Annotated in this window: 18 protein-coding genes; 5 read left to right on the top strand and 13 right to left on the bottom strand. The window is 59.1% G+C overall.

What is annotated here, in order from left to right; all coding sequences use genetic code 11:
- Positions 1-118: 118 nt before the first annotated feature.
- The 8 genes from JFT44_RS10775 to JFT44_RS10740 form a co-directional block, all read right to left on the bottom strand.
- Entirely contained in the window at positions 119-451 is a 333-nt protein-coding gene (locus JFT44_RS10775) for a hypothetical protein (RefSeq protein ID WP_198830626.1), read from the bottom strand.
- Between the two features lie 216 nt (positions 452-667).
- Positions 668-1,987, bottom strand: coding sequence for a flagellar hook protein FlgE (flgE, locus tag JFT44_RS10770; RefSeq protein WP_057960428.1), 1,320 nt, complete (start codon positions 1,985-1,987; stop codon positions 668-670).
- 31 nt (positions 1,988-2,018) lie between these two features.
- Positions 2,019-2,750, bottom strand: a complete 732-nt coding sequence (gene flgD / locus JFT44_RS10765; protein ID WP_198830625.1) for a flagellar hook assembly protein FlgD — start codon at positions 2,748-2,750, stop codon at positions 2,019-2,021.
- Between the two features lie 16 nt (positions 2,751-2,766).
- Positions 2,767-3,210: a flagellar basal body rod protein FlgC gene (flgC, locus tag JFT44_RS10760; protein WP_029294486.1), complete on the bottom strand. Its 444-nt coding sequence runs from the start codon at positions 3,208-3,210 to the stop codon at positions 2,767-2,769.
- 3 nt (positions 3,211-3,213) lie between these two features.
- Positions 3,214-3,621: a flagellar basal body rod protein FlgB gene (gene flgB, locus JFT44_RS10755; protein ID WP_057439685.1), complete on the bottom strand. Its 408-nt coding sequence runs from the start codon at positions 3,619-3,621 to the stop codon at positions 3,214-3,216.
- Positions 3,622-3,929: 308 nt separating this feature from the next.
- Positions 3,930-4,835 carry a hypothetical protein gene (locus tag JFT44_RS10750; RefSeq protein WP_198830624.1) on the bottom strand — a complete coding sequence of 302 codons (906 nt, stop codon included), beginning with the start codon at positions 4,833-4,835 and terminating at the stop codon, positions 3,930-3,932.
- A gap of 213 nt (positions 4,836-5,048) precedes the next feature.
- Positions 5,049-5,876, bottom strand: a complete 828-nt coding sequence (gene cheR, locus JFT44_RS10745) for a protein-glutamate O-methyltransferase CheR (RefSeq protein ID WP_198830623.1) — start codon at positions 5,874-5,876, stop codon at positions 5,049-5,051.
- A gap of 43 nt (positions 5,877-5,919) precedes the next feature.
- A complete protein-coding gene (locus tag JFT44_RS10740) occupies positions 5,920-6,852 on the bottom strand; it encodes a chemotaxis protein CheV (RefSeq protein ID WP_057439688.1) in 933 nt (310 codons plus the stop codon).
- 81 nt (positions 6,853-6,933) lie between these two features.
- Here JFT44_RS10740 and flgA point away from each other — a divergent pair, with 81 nt between their 5' ends.
- From flgA to JFT44_RS10720, 4 genes are all read left to right on the top strand, one after another.
- Complete coding sequence (gene flgA / locus JFT44_RS10735; protein WP_057960431.1) at positions 6,934-7,698, top strand: flagellar basal body P-ring formation chaperone FlgA; 765 nt, start codon at positions 6,934-6,936, stop codon at positions 7,696-7,698.
- Positions 7,699-7,839: 141 nt separating this feature from the next.
- A complete protein-coding gene (gene flgM / locus JFT44_RS10730; protein ID WP_057960432.1) occupies positions 7,840-8,157 on the top strand; it encodes a flagellar biosynthesis anti-sigma factor FlgM in 318 nt (105 codons plus the stop codon).
- 48 nt (positions 8,158-8,205) lie between these two features.
- Positions 8,206-8,673, top strand: a complete 468-nt coding sequence (locus JFT44_RS10725; protein WP_057439691.1) for a flagella synthesis protein FlgN — start codon at positions 8,206-8,208, stop codon at positions 8,671-8,673.
- Positions 8,674-8,768: 95 nt separating this feature from the next.
- A complete protein-coding gene (locus JFT44_RS10720; protein ID WP_120733932.1) occupies positions 8,769-9,518 on the top strand; it encodes a flagellar brake protein in 750 nt (249 codons plus the stop codon).
- A gap of 60 nt (positions 9,519-9,578) precedes the next feature.
- Here JFT44_RS10720 and JFT44_RS10715 read toward each other — a convergent pair whose 3' ends face one another.
- Together JFT44_RS10715 and JFT44_RS10710 are read right to left on the bottom strand one after the other, a co-directional pair.
- A complete protein-coding gene (locus JFT44_RS10715) occupies positions 9,579-10,958 on the bottom strand; it encodes an MFS transporter (RefSeq protein WP_057439693.1) in 1,380 nt (459 codons plus the stop codon).
- Between the two features lie 384 nt (positions 10,959-11,342).
- The gene (locus JFT44_RS10710; RefSeq protein ID WP_169990015.1) at positions 11,343-12,731 is read right to left on the bottom strand and encodes an MBL fold metallo-hydrolase RNA specificity domain-containing protein; all 1,389 of its coding nucleotides are present in this window, start codon (positions 12,729-12,731) and stop codon (positions 11,343-11,345) included.
- 280 nt (positions 12,732-13,011) lie between these two features.
- Here JFT44_RS10710 and JFT44_RS10705 point away from each other — a divergent pair, with 280 nt between their 5' ends.
- On the top strand, positions 13,012-13,575 hold the full coding sequence (locus JFT44_RS10705) for a GNAT family N-acetyltransferase (protein ID WP_198830622.1): 564 nt from the start codon (positions 13,012-13,014) through the stop codon (positions 13,573-13,575).
- Between the two features lie 54 nt (positions 13,576-13,629).
- On the opposite strand, the gene JFT44_RS10700 is transcribed toward JFT44_RS10705, so the two are convergent.
- From JFT44_RS10700 to JFT44_RS10690, 3 genes are all read right to left on the bottom strand, one after another.
- On the bottom strand, positions 13,630-14,553 hold the full coding sequence (locus JFT44_RS10700) for a universal stress protein (RefSeq protein ID WP_120733938.1): 924 nt from the start codon (positions 14,551-14,553) through the stop codon (positions 13,630-13,632).
- A 101-nt stretch (positions 14,554-14,654) separates the two neighbouring features.
- A complete protein-coding gene (locus JFT44_RS10695; RefSeq protein WP_120733940.1) occupies positions 14,655-15,893 on the bottom strand; it encodes a DUF4010 domain-containing protein in 1,239 nt (412 codons plus the stop codon).
- A gap of 315 nt (positions 15,894-16,208) precedes the next feature.
- Positions 16,209-17,282, bottom strand: coding sequence for an NAD(P)-dependent alcohol dehydrogenase (locus tag JFT44_RS10690; RefSeq protein WP_057444072.1), 1,074 nt, complete (start codon positions 17,280-17,282; stop codon positions 16,209-16,211).
- Positions 17,283-17,483 lie beyond the last annotated feature (201 nt).

Genomic DNA, 17,483 nt, shown 5'->3' with positions numbered 1-17,483 from the left:
TGAAGTCACTGCGCGAGAAGCGGGGTGTATGCATACGTAAGGTAGTTGTAGACAGCGAGATCAAAGAGCCAGATGACAGGTCTCTTGCTTCTGTCAAGCGTTTGCTGGAGGAAGAGTGTCACGACGAAGGAGCGATACAGATCCAGCCAACACCAAGAAGTGGCGGGGTCGGTGGTGCTACATCCTCGGGAAACCATTCCTCCAGCAACCGCTTGAGAAACTCAAAAAACTTGTCATCAGCGTCTTTGATCTCACTGTTGAGAATTTCCTTGAATTTCTCGTCACCCAGCTTCTCGCGCAGCGCATTCAACTTGTCGCGTAGATCCTGAACCGTCTGGGTCCTGGCGCCTTGCTCAGCATCGAACATCTGGCGCAGCGACGTCGTGACCGTAGACTCTGCGCTTACGGACTGGGCAGGCGATGGCACACTTGATGCTGCAGGTACAAACATTGCGCGCCCAGCACCTGGCGCAGACACCCCTGAACTCCACATTCTCAGCCCCCCTGATGGATGAGCCCGCAGGGCTCTGGACCAATCAGTGGCAAGGCAGAAGCGGCGTGTTCCTTCCTAAGGATTTCACCGCGTTACCTGACGCGTCGCGGGGGATTTTCCAACGCCCACAAAAAAGCCCCTCTTCCGAGGGGCTTCTTGTCCAGCGCTAGCGCATCACGTCATCTGAATGATGGTCTGCATGATGGTGCTCTGGGTGGAGATCGTCTTGGCGTTCGCCTGGTAGTTGCTCTGGGCCTTGATCAGGTCCACCAGCTCATTGGTCAGGTTGACGTTGGAGTTCTCCAGGGAGTTGGCCACGATCGAGCCCAGGGTCCCGGCTTCCGGTGTATCGTAGCCAGGCTGGCCCGAGGCAAAGGTTTCTTTCCAGGTGGTGCCACCGGCAGGCTGCAGGCCTTGCTCATTGTTGAAGCTGGCCAGGGAGATCTGGCCAATGGCCTTGCTCTGCTGGTTGCTGAAGGTGGCGAACAGCACACCGCTGCCGTCGATTTTCAGCCCGGTGATTTCGCCGGTGGCATAGCCATCAGTGATCGGCGGGTTACGGTAGCTGGCCGAGTTGTACTGAGTGATGTCGGACATGTTGATCGCGATACCGCCCGGGTTGGCAGCAGCCCCGTTGTCAGGGTTCCACACGCCATTTTCCATGACGCCCGGCTTCCAGTCGCTGATGGTCAGGGTGGTATTGGATACGGTGCTTGGCGGGGTAATGATCCCCGTCAAGGTGCCTGAGGTATCAAATGTCACCGTGGAGGCCACCGGAGCAACCGCACCGGTTCCCTTGAGCGGCGTACCGTCAGGGTTACGTCCGTCGATCAGGGTGTAGGAGTTCCAGGTATTGGAGCCGGTTTTCACCATGTACTGCACCATCTCATGGGCGTTGCCTTGAGTGTCATACAAGGTGGTGCCGTACTGCTCGGTAAACGAGCTCGCTACAGTCGGGTCAAACGGGTTGGTCGTCTGGTCGATTACCGGTTTGGAGGAGTTCAGGTTGCTGCTGGAGTCAACCTTGGTCGACGCTTTAGGCGGCAGGTTGGACAGGTTGATCCGCAGATCGGTCAGGCCGCTCTTGGAAATCTTGCCATCTTCATCGGCAGCATAGCCCTGCAGGCGCGAGGTGCCGGTGTTGTTGGTGATGTAGCCGTCCTTGTTCGCCTGGAACGAGCCATTACGGGTGTATTCCAGCGAACCGTCGCTGCCCTTCTGCACGAAGAAGCCGCCGCCCTGGATACCCATGTCCAGCACGCCGCCGCTGCCGTTGACTTCACCCTGGGTGAACTGCTGGGAAACGGCCGCCAGGTTCACGCCGGTGCCGATGGTTTTATTGCCGGTGCCCAGGCGGGACGCGGCATAAATGTCGCCGAATTCTGCGCGGGACGACTTGAAACCGGTGGTCGCGACGTTGGCGATGTTGTTGCCGGTCACGTCCAGTTGTTTGTTGGCCGCATAGAGGCCGCTAAGGCCGATATTAAAAGACATGTTTCTCTCCTCTTGCCGTATTTAGCCGGCTCTATGTACCGATAGTCTGAATTTGCGACAGCTTGATGCTGCCCATGCCGCCAGAAAGATTGAGCAGCATTTCGCCGCCGGTCTGGCTCAAGGTCACGCTGGTGACCGTGGCCGGCAGCGAGGTTTTCAGGGAGACCGAATCACCGGCGTCATTCTTGGTGCTGGCTGCGAAGGTGTAGGTGCCAGAATCAAGCTGCTCGCCCGCTTCGTTTTTACCGTCCCAGATAAAGTCCGACTTGCCGGCGCTCTGGGCGCCCAGCTCGATGGTCTTGACCAGCTTGCCGTCCTTGTCGGTGACCTTGACGGTGACACTGCCCACCGACGCCCCCACGGCAACCGAGCCGGTAAAGCTCTTGCTGGTATCAACCAGGGCCTTGTCGGTTTCAATAATCACCGAGCGCCCTACCAGCGAAGACGCTTGCAGCGCTTGCGACGACTTATAGTTGCCGGTGATGGTGTTCACCGAGTCGTTCAAGGTGTTGATGCCTTCCAGGCTGCTGAACTGCGCCAGTTGGGCCACGAACGCGCCGTTGTCCTGGGGCGACAGCGGGTTCTGGTTCTTCAGTTGGGTGACCAGCAGTTGCAGGAATGCATCCTTGCCCAGGGACTGGTTGCCCGAGGCCGCCTTGGCCGTATCGGCCAGATTGCCCTGGGTGGACTTGGCATCCTTGACCTTGGAGTCGAACAGACTCTGGATCGTCGAATTACTCGACACATCGTTAGTGACAGACATGCTTTAGCGCCCCTTATCACTGACCGAGGGTCAGGACCTTCTGCATCATGGCTTTGGCGGTGTTCATCATTTCCGCGTTGGTCTGGAACGAGCGACTGGCGGAAATCATGTCAGCCATTTCCTCGACCACGTTGACGTTGGGGTAATACACGTAACCCTTTTCGTTCGCGGCAGGATGATTGGGCTCGTAGCGCGCGTCGAGGTTGCTCTGGTCTTCGACCACCCCCAGCACCTGGACGCCCTGGCCAGCGGCATCCTGGCTCTGGAACAACGAATCGCTGCCGCCGTTCTGACCGGCCTGGAACATGGTGGCGAACACTGGGTGCCGGGCGCGGTAGGTCTGGTCGATGCTCGACGACACCGTTTCGGCGTTGGCAATGTTACTGGCGACCGTGTTCAGACGCGTGGTCTGGGCGCTCATGCCACTACCGGCAATATTGAAAACACTGGATAGAGACATGGCTTATTCTCCGCGCAGGGCTGACATCAGCCCTTTGAATTTGCTGTTGAGCAGGGTGAAGCTGGCCTGGAAGTTCACCGAGTTCTCGGCGTAGTTCGATTGTTCCAGCTGCGCGTCGACCGTGTTCTGGTCGATCGACGGCTGCATCGGCGTGCGATACATCAGCGACTCATCGCCACTGCTCAGGCCCTGCGCTTCGATATGACGGTTATTGGTCATGTTCAAGGCGAAGGAGCCGTTCTTGGTCTTGTCGCTCTGTGCGGCGAGCACGGCGGCAAAGTCCAGGTCCCGAGCCTTGTAGTTCGGGGTATCGGCGTTGGCGATGTTGTTAGCCAGGACTTCGGCACGCTGGGCGCGGAAGCCCAGGGCCTGTTCATGGATACCGAGCGCTTTATCGAAGCTGATGCTCATGGCGGAAACCTTTAGGGGCTGACCTGCTTTTCTGTAACAGGGTTATAGCAAGCGCCATGCCAGGTTTTTCAGAGCCCATAAATCAAGGGCTTAGGGAGATATTGCCGGTGGCAATGCCGGAAAAGCGGCAACGCTTGACCGCGAAACGTCAGGAAAGCGGCAATGGGTGTTGCCGTTTTATGCCGGGGAGATAATCGATGGCGTTGCCGCCAGCGATGGCCGGCCGGGACCTTTGGTTGACGATGAGCAACCAAAGGTCTTTTCTTGCAAGATTTCCACTGCCGGCATCACGTGCCTTGAAGGCGCCATCAAGTCAAAAGGATTACGTTTTCCTTAAATACGACGCCGTTTCCGGTCATGGTTCCCCTCTGGACCCTGCCGCCCTTGCTCCCCCAGTGGTCCTCTACTCCTCCAACCACCACCATCGAATGGGCCGTACCGGGCCCCGCAACGTCCTTCTCTATGATGCCCAACCGGCCATTCTGCAGATCGCTTACGGTCCCCTGCCGAATATGATCCTTCATGCCTAGCCGGATAAAGGCGTCCTTGGTGTGCTCACCATTGCCAAGAGAGTCCAGGGCCTTGGAAAAGTCATATTTCGAATTTTCATGGTTGGCTTCCTGTGCTTTCTTGGCACTGGTGGCATAGGCCAGGACTGCGGTCTTTTTCATCACAGGATCATTACCTTTAAAGCCGGCATGACGCTCTGCCGCCTCCATCTCCTGGCGAGTCAAATTCACCTCACTGCCGTCCTTCAACGTGATGTGGTAGCCATTCTTGGTTTCCTTCACATCCTTGAAGAGGTCGGTCTCCTTCTTGCCATAGCGCTCCATCATTGCCTTGATGGCTGAAACCGTGGCGCAGTTACCATTTCGCCCTTGAAAAAACCCTGCAAAAACATCCCCGGTATCTTTCCCGGCCTTGAGTCCGGCACGGACTGAATCGCCCCCTCCAAAAGAAGAGAAATCGTTTGTCGGTAGAGAGTCACTGGAGGCAAAAGAGTCGTAGTTAAAAGCCTGTCTCGAAACCCCACTATTGACCGGGGAAAAGCTGATGCTCGGCGCCCCGAACGCCTGAGTGCCAGGCATAGGGCTGGAACCTGCCCACCCCCTTGCCGCCCCTGCGGGGGGATCCTGCACACGCCGCGATTCAATAACCGGATCGAACGCAAAACGTGCACCTCCCGGACGATGCTCTGTCGAAATGTTTCCCATACCCTCCTCCTTCCGGTGAACGTGGCGATAAAGACTTCGCGCCCTCGTCAACACGGCTTACGTTTTGAACGAACGGAACTTGCCCACCCATCCGTGGCGAGCTGAGAAACATAAGTTCCAGAAGGGGGAACATCCCGCGCAAAAAAAGGGAGACCCTTGCGGGTCTCCCTTGTTTGCACGGCTTGCCGCGTCCTGAAGAACGGGCTCAAACCATCACTTGGTCTGGTAGATAATACCGGGGCTGCACTGCACCATCTGGTAATGATCCGGCAAGCCATTGAGCGCCTCGGAAGCACCGAGAAACAGATAGCCTCCACGCTTGAGCGTGCCATGGATGCGCAACAGGATGTCCTTCTTCACTTCAGCCGAGAAGTAGATCAAGACGTTGCGGCAAAACACGATGTCGAACTTGCCCAGGCTGGCGTAGCTGTCCAGCAGGTTGAACGAGCGGAACTCCACCCGGCTCTTGATCGGCGCCTTGACCGCCCAGCGCCCGGCCCCCTTGGGGTCGAAATAACGCTGCAGGCGCTCCGGCGACAGACCGCGGCCCAGGGCCAGGCTGTCGTATTCGCCCGTCTTGCAGTTGGTCAGCATGGTGCCGGACAAGTCAGTGGCGACAATTTGCACCCCTGCCTTCAACTGGCCCATGTTGGTCCGCTCGAACTCGTCGATGGACATCGACAGCGAATACGGTTCCTGCCCCGACGAACACGCCGCCGACCAGATGCGCAGGCGCTGGCCAGGGCTGGCCTTGATCGCCTCGGGCAATACCTTGTTCTTGAGCACCTCGAAGGGATAAGTATCGCGAAACCATAAGGTTTCGTTAGTGGTCATGGCATCGACCACCATCTCCTTGAGCCCGCTGCGCGGTTGGCCCTGGATGCGCTGCACCAGCTCGCCCAGGGACTTGATGCCCTGCTGCTCCATCAATTTGTTGAGACGGCTTGATACCAGGTATTGCTTGTTTTCACCAAGCAATATGCCACAGGCTTTTTCCAGGAATACCCGGAACTGTTCGAAATCCAAATTACCCGTAGACAATGAAACCGCCTCTTAACTCGTGTGACCGCCAGGGAGAAAGCCCCTAGCCGTGATCTGCAGATTTGATCCGGTCGACTACCCGGGATGCCAGGTCATCAGGACGGAATTTGGCCAGGAAGTCATCGGCACCGACCTTCTTGACCATCGCCTGATTGAATACACCGGACAATGAAGTATGCAGGATGATATGCAATTTTTGCATGCGTGGGTCGTTGCGTATCTCGGCCGTGAGGGTGTAGCCGTCCATTTCCGGCATCTCGATGTCGGAAATCATCATCAGGAATTCTTCTTCCGGTTTCTTGCCTTCGTCCACCAGCTTACGCAGATAATCCAGCGCCTGGCGGCCATCATTGAGCGCCACCACTTCGACACCCACGGTCTGCAGGCAACGGGACACCTGCTTGCGCGCCACCGAGGAGTCATCCACCGTCAACACCCGCAGGGACACGGCCTTTTGCTGGGTCTGCTCATCCACGACCCCCACCGAAATCTGCTCCGACGTGGGTGCCACTTCCGCGAGGATCTTCTCGACGTCGATGATTTCCACCAACTGGTTATCGACCCGCGTCACTGCCGTGAGGTAGTGATCGCGCCCGGTGCCCTTGGGTGGTGGATGGATCTCTTCCCAGTTCATGTTGACGATGCGTTCCACCGAGCGCACCAGGAAACCCTGGGTCTTGGTGTTGTACTCGGTGATGATCACAAACGGGCTCTCACGATCCTGCAAGCCGGAAGAGCCGGTGGCCATCGCTAGGTCAAGAATCGGAATCGTCGCACCCCGGATGTTGGCCACGCCACACACCACCGGGTTGGACTTGGGCATTATGGTGAGCTTGGGACATTGCAGCACCTCCCGCACTTTAAAGACGTTAATGCCATAGAGCTGCTTGCCATCGAGACGAAACAGCAATAACTCCAGGCGATTCTGCCCTACCAGCTGTGTGCGCTGGTTCACTGAATCCATTACACCCGCCATGCCCAGACTCCTACGCTACAAAACTTACGGGTACGACGCGTACCCAACACAAAACGGCACGCGCTTTGCTATTTATTGGCCATGGACATCAAAACGACAGTTTCCCGACGCCTTCGCTCGCCACAGTACCGCAGATTGCTCTGCGCCTGGACGGCGTTGTTTGCCTTGGGTACCGGCCTTGCAGCCCGTGCCGACAACGTCACCTTGCCTGATCTACTTATCGGCGTCACTCAAGGCTTTCTTGAGTTCACTGTAGAAGATTATCTGGCAACCACACAGACACCGGGCCGTTATGAAATCCAGGTCAACCAGTTGGACCCGCGTTTGCGCATGCCCATGTGTGACAAGGAATTGACAGGCTCCCTGGAAAGCCCCGCCCAGCCCATTGGCCGCGTGACCGTGCGCGTGCGCTGCGACGGCAGTTCGCCCTGGACCGTGTTCGTGCCGGCCCAGGTCCGCCTGTATCGCGACGTGGTGACCGTCACCCGCCCGCTCAAGCGCACCGGCATCATCGGTTTTGAAGACGTGGCCCTGCGCGAACGGGACATCAGCCAGATCAGACAGGGTTACCTCACCTCCGTGGACCAGGCCGTCGGGCAAAAACTGACCCGACCAATGGTCACCGACCAGGTCATCACCCTGGTTCACCTGGAACAGGCAGAAGTGGTGCGCAAGGGCGACCATGTGGTGATATCCGCCAGCAGCGGGGGGCTGAACGTGAAAATGCCGGGGGAAGCCCTGGCCAGTGGCGGGATGAGCGAGCAGATTCGCGTGAAGAACCTCAACTCCAAACGTGTGATCAAGGCTCGGGTAACAGCCCCTGGCCAAGTGGAGGTGGCGCTATAGATCACTGGCGTGGGACGCTGGCTTTTCCTACACTGTGCGCATGATCTGGCGGTGTACAGGTTTATTGTCGATCGCGCCTAAAGTTTGTCCGGGTATGGCCGAAAACATGGCAAGCGTCCAAATACCCAGAGGTTTTTTAACATGGTCATTGATTTCAGCCGATTGAACAGCGCCCAGGCAACGCCCGGCGGCACGCGTACCAACGCGGCCAAGGACAGCGTTGAAGCCAAGGCCCCGGCACTGCCTGCCAAGGCAGAACAGACCGCTTCGACCCAAAGTGGCGAATCGGTGCATTTGAGCAACGAGGCTCAACAGTTGCAGAAGATCACAGACTCGCTGCGCGATCAGCCGGTGGTCAATAAAGCCCGTGTGGCCGAATTGAAGCAGGCGATTGCCGATGGCAGCTATCAGATCGACAACGACCGTTTAGCCGGCAAAATCATCAAAGCCGAGCGCTAGGCCAAGGCCTGCGCCAGGCTTTTGGACGCTTAAACCCCAAGGCCAGCCATGCACGACGAAAATCTGCTGCAACTGATCAATGAAGACCTGGCTCCGGCGCAACAGCTGCTGGAGCTGCTTCAAGACGAATTCGTGGCCCTGTGCGGCCGCGATATGCGCGTGCTGGAAGACATCCTGGCACGCAAGCAATCGCTGATCATCCTGCTTGAACAACACGGCCAGAAACGCAGCCAGATCCTGCTCAGCCTGGGCCTGCCCGCTGATCACAGCGGCCTGGAACAGCTCGCCAGCCATTCATCGGTCGGTGACCAGTTGCTGGCTCAGAGCGCAGCGCTCAATCAGTTGTTGATCAGCTGCCAGGAGGCCAATGTGCTCAATGGCCAGTCGATCCAACTGCAGCAAGCCACCACCGCCAACCAGTTGCGCATCCTCCACGGTGGCGAACCTCCAGCACTGTATAACGCCCAGGGCTCCACCTCACGGCTGGTCAAGCCCAGCACCCTCAGCCAAGCCTGACGCCGGTTTATCGCGCGCCCTATCAAGGCGCGCCACATACTGGCAAAATGCCGGTTCTTGCGTGTAGTCGTATTTTGTCTGGAGATGGAAGAACCGTGTTCAACACCCTCAACGCGGAAGATGCTCCGCAGCCACCCAAGGTCCTCACCACCCCTCTGGAAATTGCCGGCACCCTGCGGCTGCTGCAAGAGAGCCACGACCCGCTGATCATCACCTTCCACGAACGCAACCAGCGCTTCCAGAGCTACCTGGTGGATGTCGACAAGGACAGCAAGACCCTGAGCCTGGACGAAATGATCCCGCCCGAAGGTGAGCGCTATCTGGAAAATGGCGAAGCATTTCGCATCGAAGGTTTCCACGAAGGCGTGCGCGTGGCCTGGGACAGCAATGGCAGCCTGACCATCGGCACAAAAGACGGCCACCGCATCTACAAGGGCAGCCTGCCTGAAGAAGTGGTCTACCATCAGCGCCGCAATGCCTTTCGTGCGGCATTGAAACTGGCGCAACTGGTGAATATCGAATTGGGCGGCGAGAAACTCAAGGCGCCTCTCAGCGGCAAGTTGCTGGACATCTCCGCCACCGGCTGCAAGCTGCGCTTTGAAGGTGATATCTCCGAGCGCCTGCAATTGGGCCAGGTCTACGACCGCTTTATCGCCGCCCTGCCCTTCGGCAGCATGACCACGGCGGTGGAGTTGCGTTACCTGCACTTTGAAGAAAGGATCAACACCACCTTTGCCGGTGTGCGCTTCCACAACATGAGCGGCCTGGTGCAGCGTCAGGTTGAGCGTTTTGTCTATCAACTGCAGCGCGAGGCGCGCCGGTTCGACAAAGACGACGATATGTAAGCGCCGAACCACAGGCACAAAAAAACGGGCAGTTCCTTGGGGAACTGCCCGTTTTTCGTTTCAGGGACGGGCCCGGCTCAGGTCATGGGGGTGGTCTTCCGGGTCCGGATGCTCCGGCGGCTCGGGCTCAGGTTGTGGCTCCACGTCAGGTTCGGCTTCGGGCGCAGGTTCCGGCGCGGTGGTTTGCATCTGGTCCTGCACCACTTGCTCATCCACACGCGGATCGAGGGCAGCCACCAGGGGCGAGCTGGACATGCTGTCGGGCATCGCCACGTGATGCAGCGGCGCATCGTCCACCTGATGCAGATTGGTCACCGCCTTGGGGCGGATGCGCCAGACCAGGATCAAGGCGCACAAGCTGAAGAACGCATACAGCATCTGGTTGCCGAACAGCTTCATGACCACGCCGGCCAGCAACGGCCCGACACTGGCGCCCACCCCGTAGGTCACCAGCAACATCGCCGTGAGCGAGACCCGGCGATCACCTTCGACATGGTCATTGGAAAATGCCACGGCCAGCGGATACAGGCAGAACTGCACCAGCGAGCACAGGAAGCCGGCTATAAACAGCACTTCCAACGGCACCTGAGTCATGATCGCCAGCGGCAATGCCGCCACCGCCAGGCACAGGGCGAAGCAGCGGATCAGCAGCGCACGGTCATAACGATCCGACAGCCAGCCCAACGGCCACTGCACCAGCAGGCCGGCAAAAATGCAGCTACCCATGAACAGACCGACCTGCTCGGTGCTCAACCCCTGCTGGGCCGCATACAGCGGCGCCAGACCGTAGAAGGAGCCGACGATCAGGCCGGCACCCAACACCGTACTCAGGGACTGCGGCACGCGCTTGATAAAGAAGCGTGGCTCCATGGGCGCCGGATGCAAGGGCGCCGGGTGAATACGCCGAGTCATGGCCACCGGCACCAGGCACAGGGCGAAACACAGCGCCACCAACATCAGCAGCTCAAGCCCCAATTGGGGGTGCATGACCAGAATCAGCTGGCCCAGCACCAGGCCCAGGTAGGAGGCGATCATATAACCGCTGAACACCACGCCCCGCTGCTTGGCGTCGGCCTGCTCGTTGAGCCAGCTCTCGATGACCATGTACTGGCACATCATGCCGAGGCCGACGATTATCCGCAGCACGATCCAGGCCGGCAGCCAATCCACCAGGCCATGGCCCAACACCGCCGCACCGACGATCCCGGCACACGTGGCATAGGCCCGGATATGCCCGACCCGGGCGATCAGGCGATGCCCGATCTTGCCCCCCAGCACCAGGCCAAAATAGTTGGCCGCCATCAGCGCACCGACCCACAGGCTGTCGACGTTATCCGCCGCCAGGCGCAAGGCCAGGTAAGTACTGAGCAGGCCGGAGCCGATCAGCATCATCAAGGAGGCGAAATAAAGGGCTCGAAAAGATTTCCAGATTTGGCGCATCGGCGTTCCGAGCGGCTCCTTGCAGTGGGTGTCAGGCTATTTACACGATAGCCTGAAGACGAAGCCTCGTTAAGCCCTGGCACCTAGGGCACCCGGGAATATTTTGATCCGACAAGCGGGACAACTTCGGGTTTATCGAAGCATGAAGCCTTCGATGAACTCGACACCCAACAGTTCCGTCTTCTGTGAGTTACGTGTCAGACGCACTCAGACCGGGAGCAAGGTACAAGGTCTGCACAATATATCGCGCCCGCCAGCCAGACGGCACTGGCCAAACGGCTAACGAGGCCCTGCTCCTGGAAAAAACCCGAGCGTCAGCGGCTGGCTGCGTCAACCCCTTGGCCAGTCTGGAGCCTGCCGTAAAGCGGCAAGGACTGTTTGCTATCAGCCGGATATGTTCGAAGGGTGATCGGTGGCGCTGAGTTCGACGCTATCGCGATACTCCGGCACCGAGACCGACCAGCCCAGCTCCAGGCTGATACGTCGGCGCAGCACATCCGAGGCATTGGGTTCGCCGTGCACCACATAGGTGTGTTTCGGTGGCTGCTTGAACCCGCGAAGCCATTGCATGATTTCATCGGCATCCGCATGTGCCGACAGGGACTGCATCGGCACCACCTCGGCCCTGATGGGCACCTCCTTGCCATGAATACGCACGGAAGGAGCCCCCGCGACAATTTGCGCGCCGCGGGTACCGCCCGCCTGGAAGCCGGGAACCAGCAGCGTATTGATCGGGTTGGGGGCCAACGCCTTGAGGTGGTGGATCACCCGCCCCCCGGTAGCCATGCCGCTGGCAGCGATAATCACCGCCGGCGTGCGCTGCTGGTCCAGGCGGATCGAATCTTCGGTGGTGCGCACAAACTTCACGACGTGGCACATGCCTTCGCACTCCTGCGCGGTCAAACGGTGTTCGCTGCGAAAACGCTGGTACAACGTGGTGACGTCGGTGGCCATGGGGCTATTGAGATAGATCGGCACATCGGGAATCAAGTGTTGCTGCTTGAGCCGATACAAGTGGTACATCAGCAACTGCGCCCGACCGACGGCGAAGGAAGGTACCAGGGTAATGCCATGGCGCAGCGCGGTGCGGGTGATGACGTCGGCCAATTGCTCCTCTGGCAGCTCGGCCGGGTGCTTGCGGTCACCGTAGGTCGACTCCACCAACAGGTAGTCCGCCTGCTCGATGGTCTCCGGAGCGAACATCAAGGGGTCGTCGGGTCGCCCCAAGTCTCCCGAGCACACAAGCGTAACGCCATCGGCGACCACCTCGACCGTGGCCGCGCCCAATATATGCCCGGCGCCGCGCAGCTGGAGGGTCATGCCGGTGACGATCTCAATCCTGTTATGCAGTTCGATCGGCCGTAACAGCTTCAGCGCTCGCTCGGCGTCCTGTTCGGTATACAGCGGCGCCGCCGGGCTGTGCTTGGAAAAGCCATGCCGATTGGCAAACTCAGCCTCTTCTTCCTGGAGGCGACCACTGTCTAGCAGCAGGATCTTCAGCAGGTCACAGGTCGCAGGCGTGGCATAGACCGGCCCGCGGTAGCCATTGCGCACCAGGACCGGTAGATAGCCACTGTGATCCAGGTGGGCATGGGTAAGCACAATCGCATCGAGTTCACCGATCGGAAACGGCAGCGCATCCCAATTGTGCAGCCGCAGCTGTTTATAGCCCTGGAAAAGGCCGCAGTCGATCAGGACATGATGGTCGTGGTGCTGCAGCAGGTACTTACTGCCGGTGACCGTGCCCGCAGCACCGAGAAATGTCATATGCATAGCCGTCTCCATGAATACTCAAGGGAAGTGCCATTGATCGCTCTTAATGACGCAGGTGCAGTTGATTTCAATCAACTGCCTGGGTGACGGGCCGCCAATTCCGTAAATGGCTGATCCGCCCAGGGCCGCCGCGAAATCCACCTCAGTCATCCGAAAATCAAGGATGCCAACACAAGTAGCTGATCCAGATCAGCGCCCAAAGCCCTCAACGACGTAGAAAGGAAGCACCGCGAGGTTTATCTGCGCGCGCCGGCCTTTTACATCAGATGGAGGCTCACCCATGCTCACCTTCAAAGACCACAATGATCGGGCGGCGGCAGTTTATGCCACCGTCACCGCAGAACACTGGATCGAAGCGCTCAGGGACGGTCGCCACGTACTGATACGGCCGCTCGAGGACAAGGATCGCGAGCGTGAGTATGCGTTTATCAAACGCTTGTCCCCCGAATCGAGACATATGCGCTTCCTGGCGCAGATCAACGAGCCCAGTGACAGCCTGCTCAATACGTTGATGGACACCGATAAGCAACATCGAGTGGCCTATATCGCGCTGGCGCACGAAAACGGTCATCTGATCGAGATCGGCATCAGCCGTTACGCCGCTACCGGCAAGGATGACTGTGAGTGCGCAGTAACAGTAGCCGATGAATGGGCGCACCTGGGCCTGGGCACTCTACTGATGAAACATTTGCTCAACGCCGCCAGCAAGAATGGCTACCGCCGGATGTATTCGGTGGATGCCGCGAGCAATATCCCCATGCGTAACCTGGTCAGAGCCCTGGGCTTCGAGTCATGCATTGATCCCCGTGACCCCCACCAAGTGATCCATAGCCGTCACCTGTAGAGCTACGGCCCCGCGCTGCTGCGCTCAACGCTCCAGCGCGGGGCCGTGGCCTGCTCAGGATTGCAATACCCGCCCGGGCTTGATTGCCAGCACACTGCAGGGCGCCCGCTGCAGGAGTTGTTCAGCGGTGGTCCCGAGCAACTTGTTCAACCCCTTGTGCTGAATCGTGCCCATCACAATGATGTCCGTGCGATGCTCGGCAGCGAACTCACAAATACTCAACACCGGGTTGCCCTCGATGAAGTGGCGATACTCTGGCGGTACACCATGGCGTTCAGCCATGGCGGCAAACACTTCCCGCTGAGTCGTGCCCAGCGCCTCATAAATCCCAGTGGCCAGGGGCAAGGCACCAAAGCCCATGTCCTGGACGTAGATCGCCGCCCAGTCATACACATGCATCAACTCAAGGTGGGCATCGCACTCGTTGGCCAGCTTTACCGCTGCGTTGATGATCTGGTCGTTGAACACATTGTCCTGCTCCTCATTGCGCAGCACATCGACGATGGCCAGGATATTGCGCGGCCGAGGGTTGAGCGCGTTGGTCACCAAATGCACAGGTACCGGACAATCGCGCAGTAACTGCCAGTCCAGGGGTGCGAAAAAGATCCGCTGCAAGGCTGATTCTTCCTGCGCATCCTTGATGATCAACGCCAGTGGCATCTCACTGACAAAGTGCAGGATTTCTTCGTAAGGGTGTTGCACCCACACCACTTCGCTGGTGACCTGCACCCCGTGTTGGCTGATCAACCCCGCCTGCTCCGTGAGCCACTGCCTGTGGTTTTGCAAATAACCGTCACGGGCCCGGTTCATTTGCTCAGGGGCGAACAGGCCGGCCACCGCCAAGGCCTGCAAGTAGTCAAATGCGACAATGTGCAAAGGCATTTGCATCGCCTTGGCCAACGCGCCGGCCCGCTCGAACGCGGGTGTACGGGTCAGGGTTGAGGGGGCAATTAACAGTAAACGCTGAGCCTGCGACATGGGACACCTCGGCACGTGGCCTTTTGGTTGCTGACACCTATAGAGTGAACGCACCCGACTCAGCCAACTTGATCTTCATCAGGTACCAGGTTGAATGTGTTTCAAAGAAGCAAGATCCCGGCCCACATGGCCAGCGTCAGCAAGACCTGGCCTGGGATAACGTAAGCGGCGAACCGTCGCCCGCCGCTGATCCACGCCACCAGGCATTTGCTCAGCGTGTTACTGCTGACTGCAATCAGTATAGGAATAGTGGTGGCGCTAAGTGGCAACTGACCGGACTTGGCCAATGTCGAAATTGATGCTGTCGAGGAATGGGCATCGGCGAGGCCGGACAGGGTCGCCGTGAGCATGACTCCGATTTCACCGAAGTGATTGAGCATCACCGACGACAGGAAAGTGATGCCGGTCATGGTCAATGAGACCACCAGCGCCAGCTTGAGATTGAACGCGCCGCCGACCTTGATCGGTTGCCCCACGTCATTCGCAGGCCGGGGAAACATCAAGCACAGTCCATACAGCGCTGTAGCAGCGGCGCCGCACAACAGCGGTCCCCAGATATGACGTAACAGACTGCTGTCGACCGCCCCCATGATCAGCCCGACTTGGGTGACAGTCGCCAGGTTGGAGAAGATCGCGGCGGCACTCAAGACCTTGATGTTCTCCGGCTCCCTGGCGGCGATATTCCCCATGGTGGCAATGGTCACGGTGCTGGAGGCAAATCCCGAAGCAATGGCACTGATTGCATACCCATACCGGGTGCCCAGGGTGCGCACAGCAATATGCCCCACCGCCCCCACTACCATGAGCAATACCGTGAGCGTGCAAATGGTGCGCAGGTTGATCGCGGCGTAGGCGCCGATAAAGCGGTCAGGGACCAGCGGCAGCACCACCAGCGCGGCAGTCGCCAGTACCAGGCCGTCGCGCACTTCCACATCAGTCAGTTGGTTACGGGCAAAGTAGTGCAGCTTCTGTCGATAGGTCAGCAGGCCCGCCATCACCACGGCGATGGCGATGGCCAGTTCGGGCGATGTACTGCACATCGCCCCCAGCAGCAAAACCGTGATCAATGCCACTTCACTGGTGACGCCCGGGTCATCGCTCAGGCTGCGCCAGTACGCCACGGTGACCAGCAACCCAAGGGTTATCGCCACGATCCCGACCAGCAGACCGGCGCCGACCTGCATCGCCACATAACCCAACAGCGCGGTGATCGCAAACGTGCGCAGTCCTGCACAGGCGCGGCCTTGTCCCTGCCCTTTGTGCCGCTCGCGCTCCAGCCCAATGAGCATACCGATCCCCAGTGCGGTTGCCGCGCCTGCCATGCCGAGGGTTTCATTCATGGTTTTGTCATCGATGCTGGCCTTGTCTTGCGACCCACTCGTGACTCCACGAGGTCGGCCGAACCGTTGCAACCATGTCGCTGGGCTATCGAGCTGCGTGGGCCGCTCGCCGGACAGGGGGCGGATCGACATTGATCGGCCAGGCATGCGGCGCGTCTATACGCGTCCGGAGTCGCCTGACGAATGCCTGCGCACCTTCCAGGGTTTTGAACTCCACTGCGACACCTTCCATGTGCACAACCCAGCATGCGGTTGCCTGCTCCTGCGTGATATCAATTAGCATTGACGACCTCCAGACCCCCTCTAACCCCATCTTCACGGCGTAATCGCGACCTTCATCACACCATCCTGCTGGTGAGCAAACAGCTCATAGGCCGCTTCAATGTCGTCGAGCTTGAAACGATGGGTTACCAGGGGTGACAGGTCCACACCGCCGCTGTTAACCACCGCCATCAGCCGGCGCATACGCTCTTTGCCGCCGGGGCACAGGGTCGTGACAATACTGTAGTCCCCGAGCCCGGCGGCGAAGGCATCCAGGGGTATGCGCAAGTCACTGGAATAAACGCCGAGACTGGATAACCGACCACCGGGGCGCAAGACCCGCAAAGCGGACTCGAACGTGCCTTGCGTGCCCAATGCCTCGATGGACACATCCACCCCACGCCCATCGGTCAAGGCCATGATTTGCTCGACGACATTACCGTCCTTGAAGTTGACCACATGGGTGGCCCCCAGGCGCCGCGCAACACTCATCCGCGCAGGCACGGCATCGACGCCAATGATGGTAGTCGCGCCCTTGAGACGCGCGCCGGCCACTGCACAGAGGCCGATTGGCCCGAGGGCGAACACCGCAACGGTATCGCCGATGCTGACCTCGGCGCGCTCTGCCCCGGAAAAACCGGTGGACATAATGTCCGGGCACATCAACACCTGCTCATCGCTGAGGCCGTCCGGAATCGGGCATAAATTGGCGGTGGCGTCTGGCACCAGCACGTACTCCGCCTGGCAACCGTCAATACTATTGCCGAACTTCCAGCCACCCGTGGCGCGAAAACCGTGGCGGGTGTCCGGGCCATCCTGCGAAGCACAGCCACAGAGGCAAGCGTAACTTTGCCCGCTGGGAGTGATGGCACCGGCAATGACCCGCTGCCCTTCGACAAAGCCGCGCACCTGCGAGCCCAACTGCTCAATGACCCCTACGGGCTCATGCCCCACCGTCAGCCCTTTGGCCACCGGATACTCACCGCGCAAGATGTGCACGTCGGTACCGCAGAGGGTCGTCGTGGTAATCCGGATCAAAGCATCCAGAGGCCCCACAGTGGGGATGGGTTTGTCTTCCAGGACGATCCGGTTCTTTTCAACGAAAACAGCCGCTTTCATGGTCGCCATGGTGATCCTCCGCCACTGTGGGTGCGCCAGGTTCGGCACGCCTATAAGACTGCGCCGAGGAAACACTGGAAAGATTGATAATGGTCAACAATTTCGTCGCTGACCGACCGCACGTCGGGTTGCCACCCGATTGCCCCCTGGGTTTGACAAAGATCAACCCGACCTCCCGCAGTCCGCCACACTCTAATTGCGAGGTTTCAG

It is taken from the genome of Pseudomonas sp. MF5691 (assembly GCF_016405645.1).
In the GTDB taxonomy this organism is placed as follows: Bacteria; Pseudomonadota; Gammaproteobacteria; order Pseudomonadales; family Pseudomonadaceae; genus Aquipseudomonas; species Aquipseudomonas shahriarae.
Note: the sequence above shows the minus strand (reverse complement) of the source record. Positions and strands in the feature narration are given on the sequence as shown.

What these genes read in the sequence shown, in the direction of transcription:
- flgB (WP_057439685.1), bottom strand. Translation starts at nt 3,621, where the DNA reads ATGAGCATCAGCTTCGATAAAGCGCTCGGTATCCATGAACAGGCCCTG.
- JFT44_RS10695 (WP_120733940.1), bottom strand. Translation starts at nt 15,893, where the DNA reads ATGAATGAAACCCTCGGCATGGCAGGCGCGGCAACCGCACTGGGGATC.
- JFT44_RS10775 (WP_198830626.1), bottom strand. Translation starts at nt 451, where the DNA reads ATGTTTGTACCTGCAGCATCAAGTGTGCCATCGCCTGCCCAGTCCGTA.
- flgC (WP_029294486.1), bottom strand. Translation starts at nt 3,210, where the DNA reads ATGTCTCTATCCAGTGTTTTCAATATTGCCGGTAGTGGCATGAGCGCC.
- JFT44_RS10740 (WP_057439688.1), bottom strand. Translation starts at nt 6,852, where the DNA reads ATGGCGGGTGTAATGGATTCAGTGAACCAGCGCACACAGCTGGTAGGG.
- JFT44_RS10690 (WP_057444072.1), bottom strand. Translation starts at nt 17,282, where the DNA reads ATGGCGACCATGAAAGCGGCTGTTTTCGTTGAAAAGAACCGGATCGTC.
- flgM (WP_057960432.1), top strand. Translation starts at nt 7,840, where the DNA reads ATGGTCATTGATTTCAGCCGATTGAACAGCGCCCAGGCAACGCCCGGC.
- JFT44_RS10710 (WP_169990015.1), bottom strand. Translation starts at nt 12,731, where the DNA reads ATGCATATGACATTTCTCGGTGCTGCGGGCACGGTCACCGGCAGTAAG.
- JFT44_RS10715 (WP_057439693.1), bottom strand. Translation starts at nt 10,958, where the DNA reads ATGCGCCAAATCTGGAAATCTTTTCGAGCCCTTTATTTCGCCTCCTTG.
- flgD (WP_198830625.1), bottom strand. Translation starts at nt 2,750, where the DNA reads ATGTCTGTCACTAACGATGTGTCGAGTAATTCGACGATCCAGAGTCTG.
- JFT44_RS10750 (WP_198830624.1), bottom strand. Translation starts at nt 4,835, where the DNA reads ATGGGAAACATTTCGACAGAGCATCGTCCGGGAGGTGCACGTTTTGCG.
- JFT44_RS10725 (WP_057439691.1), top strand. Translation starts at nt 8,206, where the DNA reads ATGCACGACGAAAATCTGCTGCAACTGATCAATGAAGACCTGGCTCCG.
- flgA (WP_057960431.1), top strand. Translation starts at nt 6,934, where the DNA reads ATGGACATCAAAACGACAGTTTCCCGACGCCTTCGCTCGCCACAGTAC.
- JFT44_RS10700 (WP_120733938.1), bottom strand. Translation starts at nt 14,553, where the DNA reads ATGTCGCAGGCTCAGCGTTTACTGTTAATTGCCCCCTCAACCCTGACC.
- JFT44_RS10705 (WP_198830622.1), top strand. Translation starts at nt 13,012, where the DNA reads ATGCTCACCTTCAAAGACCACAATGATCGGGCGGCGGCAGTTTATGCC.
- flgE (WP_057960428.1), bottom strand. Translation starts at nt 1,987, where the DNA reads ATGTCTTTTAATATCGGCCTTAGCGGCCTCTATGCGGCCAACAAACAA.